Raw genomic sequence first — 4,478 nt, forward strand, 5'->3', positions numbered from 1 at the left:
GATCCCCAGGTCATGCACTTGGTCAAGCAGGTTATCAAAGCAGCGGGCAAAGTTGGGGTGCCGCAAGGTGGCCCATTCAGCCCACTCGCCGCGAACATCTACTTGAATGAGATCGACTGGATGTTCGACGAGATTCGCCGTAAGACGGCACTGAATCGCCCCGGGTTTTGAGGAGGCTCCAACTCTTGCGAGAATGGAGCCATGAACAAGCAGATCAAGCATTCCCCCGAAGTCCAAGATCGGGCTGTTCATCGAGGCCCAGCTTTTGCGCGCACAGAGCACGAATGCCCGATAGGCAGCGGCAAGAACTAAGCCATCACAGACCATGATCGTGACAACAACGATTGCCGAGCACATGAACGACAACCAGATTGCCAGCGAGCCAAAAGGCGTTGTGCCAAGTCCTGCAGATGCCATCGCGGCATTTCGGCGCGGGCGCGTGCAGACGGCGGTCGAGTCGATAGCCGCAACGACGCAAGCCTTTGCCGCAGTTGTGGATGACTCGGTGTCCGGAGAGCGCGCGGCTTCCGCTTCCGTGAAGGCACTTGTTAAGGCCTTCGTGGCGAGCTTTCGCGCGCTGCAGGAGACACAGGATGCCGCCAAAGCGGCGAGTGTCATCAGCCACGACACATCCAGCGCGATCCACGGCGTTATGAAGGGCATTCGCGATGATTTCGAACAGGGGGTCGGACACCTCCGGACGGAAGTGGACCGTCTGGAGGCGCATTCACCTGGCGACTTCGACGAATTTTGTCGCACAGCACAGGAGAAGCTGAGCAAGCTCAATGTGTTCTGGAAAGACGCGGCCAAAAACGCGCCAGCTATGAGAATGTAAAGGAGCAGACGCTATGAGCAATCCAGGCTTCACAACGATGAGCCAGGCTCAATGCCTGGCCTGGTATGTCGAGACCGTCGGGTATGACCCCGTCATGGACGACCCTACATTAACGCTCGACCAGCTGCGCCTGATTCGCAAAGCCCAGATGAACGATGGCGGTAGGGCACTCTCTCCCGTCCAGCAATTCTACTCGCTCTTGCATAAGTAGCCCTCTATATTTCGGCGCTCTCGCCGGTCAGAGTACCCTTAACTTCAAGTTTCGCGTCACATCCATCCTTGCAAAATACAGAAGTGATTGGAGAAAAGCATGCAGCAAATCGCGGATTTAATTCGACATTCTATAAGTAACAATCACTTAAAGTCGTATGTATATAGTTATCCTTCGAAAAGATCGTATAAAGATCTAAATAATATCGGTATTACGGAAGTATGGCACACCGGTGATCGTGGGCCAGTTTCAATATATATCCATATACCATTTTGCAGATACCGGTGTACCTATTGTACGTTATTTCTAACGACCCAACATACAGAGGACATAATACAAAATTATGTTGATAAGATATGTGATCAAATCAAATTTTATGCGACGTACACCGGAAGGAAGGCTGTTGTATCTGTGTATTTTGGCGGCGGAACCCCGACTATTCTAAACGAAAAACAATTCGGGCAGATTTTTTCATCGATTCAACATGGATTCCCAAATATTGCGTCCTCTGCTGAGCTATGTGTCGAAGGTTCTCCCGACTCGATGTCCGAGGAACTTCTCGATTTCTTGAAAAGCCAAGGCGTAAACCGAATCAGTATGGGTATCCAAACCATGGATTCAGCTGAGCTGAAGGCCAGCGGTCGCCCATACCCGGTTTCGACAACAATCCCTGCGGTAGAAAATATCCGAAAGCGTTTCGAAAATTTCAATCTGGATCTCATCTACGGCCTTTCAGGTCAGACCTACGAAAGCTGGGAAAATTCGCTCCGCCACATCGTTTCATCAGGTCCATTGACTATCTCACTGTATCCCGCAGTTAGCCGACCTCTCACAGCGATTCATAAGCAGCAGCGATTGCATCGGGAGCGATACATCGACGACCAAAACAAGTATGCGATTTACGATAGCAATGTCGAGTTCATGCAAATGAATGGATACCGACAAGAGTCCTTCACTAGGTTCACCCGTCTGCCAGAGAATACCAGCGCGTACGCCCAAGAGACTTCCGACTTTCTCGGCGTTCCGATGATCGGAATTGGAGCGGGCGCAAGAAGCTACAACGGAAAATACCACTACAGCTTCGACTACGCGGTCGACCTCAAGGAGGTCAGCAAGGCCATTGAAGATTATTTGAACCTCGAAATCACCGAACATAGCATGGTGAGGTACGGGATTGTTCTTGATGCTTACGAAGAGCGCTTGAGATATTTCATCCTCAACCTTACGTTGAACCAACTTTCTGGGGCATACTATTCATCACAGTTTGGCCGGAATCTGTATTCCGATTTTTCGGACGTGATTGATGCACTCGAGGCTGAGGGGTGCATCGAGCCACTGTCCAATGACAAAATTCGATTGACAAAGAAGGGTTACAAATACAGTAATTTGGTCGCGCACCATCTTTTCTCGAACCATGTGAAAACCTTGGAAGAAAGGTATGTTCCACGATGAGCAACAGTGAGCGATTTTGGGAGAAAGGTTATTCGGACGCGAAAGTGTGGACGATGGGCGGACCGAGTGTTGAGGTATTTGAAATTGAACAGTTTCTACCACGAAACTCGACTGTTATAGACATCGGATGTGGTGAAGGCAGAAATGCGCTCTTTCTTGCGCTCAGGGGACACAAGGTGACCGCCTTGGAACTTTCCTCGAGCGCCGTAAAGAAACTTCGTTCGATTGCTGACCGTTATTCGTTGAACATCAATGTGATCGAGGGACGGATCGAGGATTTCGTACCGGATGAAAATTATAACCTAGCTTTGGCGCACTCGTCGCTACATTTCGTGACGAAAGACGTGTGGATTCCCTTGCTTCGGGAAATGAGGCAACGGACTAAGCCGGGCGGATTTCACAACTTCACATCGTTTATTGGAATTCCTCGCTATCCAGTTCCGCACGAGTGTCGACATGCCAATTCGTTTGACCGAGGCGATCTCGACTCGCAATATGCGGACTGGCAGATTCTTCGTTCCGATTTCTACGCGAAGTGGGATTCCCATCCGGGTATTCCGACGCATGTGCATGCCGTTGAGAAGTTTCTCTCGAGAAAAGCAAACTCGGTCGAGCAGTTCGGGTTGACGAAGATCGATCTTTCGAACAGCGACAGTCTTCCTTTAATCTTGTTCGACAGTATACCCCTTGGAGCCGACGCTACCGCAGTCAAGTCGATGGGTGTTCGTCCGAGACACGTCAATCGGATTGAAATGCCAGGGTGGAACATGACGTCTCCTACGGAGCTGACGGGCAACTATGTGGTTGAAGACTGGATTTTTGGGAAACACGGACTCCAATTCACACAGAGCATTTTGACGGGTAAATACGAGTATTTTACGTCACCAGTTTCGTTGCGGGGCTCTAGCAACTATCCTACGGAATAATCCAGCCATTCCTCCATTTTTTGACATTCCGTAAAACAAAGTATCTGCTAATTTGGCTCTGTCAAGTTGACGGGCGTAAATTGCCTTTGTCGAGGGGGCATAGTCATAGTTATTATGATCGATGTTTTTCTAGCGTCGCCGGTCACAATAATCGTGCCGTGACGATTGTCTGCGTATTCCACGCCAAGCCGACCACTGATTCCACTCGAATCCGACCGGCGATTCCACGGCAAAGCGGCCATGGATTCTACGGGAATCCGATCACCTTGCCGGGGGTAGAAAATCCCGCCGGATGGATAACCATGGCACTCTCGACGATTTCGTTTCGTCGAGAGATGCCAATTTCCGAACAAGAGGTTATTCATGCGCCAAATCAGAGAGGTATTGCGTCTGCACCTTGAGTGCGGGCGATCTAAGCGGGAAATTGCCAGTGCGCTGAGCATGTCGCCGACGACGGTTTGGGACTATTTGCGGCGTGCCGGGCCGGCGCAGTTGATCCAAACCACTTTGCATACCAAGCCGCCCAACGGCTCGACACACTGGAGCGTGTGTTCCGTCGCGGCCGAGACAGGCATCTCCAAGAGCAGCGTGCAGCGCTACTTCAGCTCTTCGGGCTGCAGCCTCATCTTACCGAGAGCTTCAAGCTGTCCACCGACCCTTTCTTTGTCGAGAAGCTGCGCGACGTGGTAGGTCTGTACCTGAGTCCGCCTGACAATGCGCTGGTTCTGTGCGTCGACGAGAAGAGCCAGTGCCAGGCACTGGAGCGCACGCAGCCGATGCTACCCCTGGGGAGATAAAGTCAAATCTGGTGTACGAAGGTTGATCGTGGCCGGTCGTCAGGCGACGAGTTTCTGCTGATCCGGCGGATTGTCTTGCGCCGGCGCACCGTCCTTGAAGGGGATGCCCTTCAGGAGCAGTTCGATATGTTCGGCACCGTTGATGCGGCGCCAGGTTTTCTCGGCTTCCTCGATCAGCTTGAAGGCCAAGCCAAGGAAGGTCGCTCGTGACACACAATTTCGCGTGCGCGTCGTGCGGTGACGCACAGTCGCGAAGG

The 4,478-nt window shown here is 51.6% G+C and carries 4 protein-coding genes and 2 pseudogenes; 5 read left to right on the forward strand and 1 reads right to left on the reverse strand.

The features are described 5' to 3' along the window. Positions 1-325 precede the first annotated feature (325 nt). From A3A5_RS40275 to A3A5_RS0113045, 5 genes and pseudogenes are all read left to right on the forward strand, one after another. Positions 326-835, forward strand: a complete 510-nt coding sequence (locus tag A3A5_RS40275) for a hypothetical protein (protein WP_018311010.1) — start codon at positions 326-328, stop codon at positions 833-835. Between the two features lie 13 nt (positions 836-848). Next, on the forward strand, positions 849-1,046 hold the full coding sequence (locus tag A3A5_RS0113035; RefSeq protein WP_018311011.1) for a hypothetical protein: 198 nt from the start codon (positions 849-851) through the stop codon (positions 1,044-1,046). A 99-nt stretch (positions 1,047-1,145) separates the two neighbouring features. After that, the gene (locus tag A3A5_RS0113040) at positions 1,146-2,498 is read left to right on the forward strand and encodes an STM4012 family radical SAM protein (protein ID WP_026200728.1); all 1,353 of its coding nucleotides are present in this window, start codon (positions 1,146-1,148) and stop codon (positions 2,496-2,498) included. Then, entirely contained in the window at positions 2,495-3,424 is a 930-nt protein-coding gene (locus A3A5_RS41460) for a class I SAM-dependent methyltransferase (RefSeq protein ID WP_081623896.1), read from the forward strand. Before A3A5_RS0113040 ends, A3A5_RS41460 begins: the two co-directional genes overlap by 4 nt. A gap of 372 nt (positions 3,425-3,796) precedes the next feature. Next, a pseudogene (locus tag A3A5_RS0113045) lies at positions 3,797-4,215 on the forward strand (helix-turn-helix domain-containing protein); the annotation flags it as partial. 45 nt (positions 4,216-4,260) lie between these two features. Here A3A5_RS0113045 and A3A5_RS41465 read toward each other — a convergent pair. After that, positions 4,261-4,478 (reverse strand): annotated as a pseudogene (locus A3A5_RS41465) (IS256 family transposase); the annotation flags it as partial.

Origin of the sequence: Cupriavidus sp. UYPR2.512 (assembly GCF_000379565.1) — a bacterium.
In the GTDB taxonomy this organism is placed as follows: domain Bacteria; phylum Pseudomonadota; class Gammaproteobacteria; order Burkholderiales; family Burkholderiaceae; genus Cupriavidus.

What these genes read in the sequence shown, in the direction of transcription:
- A3A5_RS0113035 (WP_018311011.1), top strand. Translation starts at nt 849, where the DNA reads ATGAGCAATCCAGGCTTCACAACGATGAGCCAGGCTCAATGCCTGGCC.
- A3A5_RS0113040 (WP_026200728.1), top strand. Translation starts at nt 1,146, where the DNA reads ATGCAGCAAATCGCGGATTTAATTCGACATTCTATAAGTAACAATCAC.
- A3A5_RS41460 (WP_081623896.1), top strand. Translation starts at nt 2,495, where the DNA reads ATGAGCAACAGTGAGCGATTTTGGGAGAAAGGTTATTCGGACGCGAAA.
- A3A5_RS40275 (WP_018311010.1), top strand. Translation starts at nt 326, where the DNA reads ATGATCGTGACAACAACGATTGCCGAGCACATGAACGACAACCAGATT.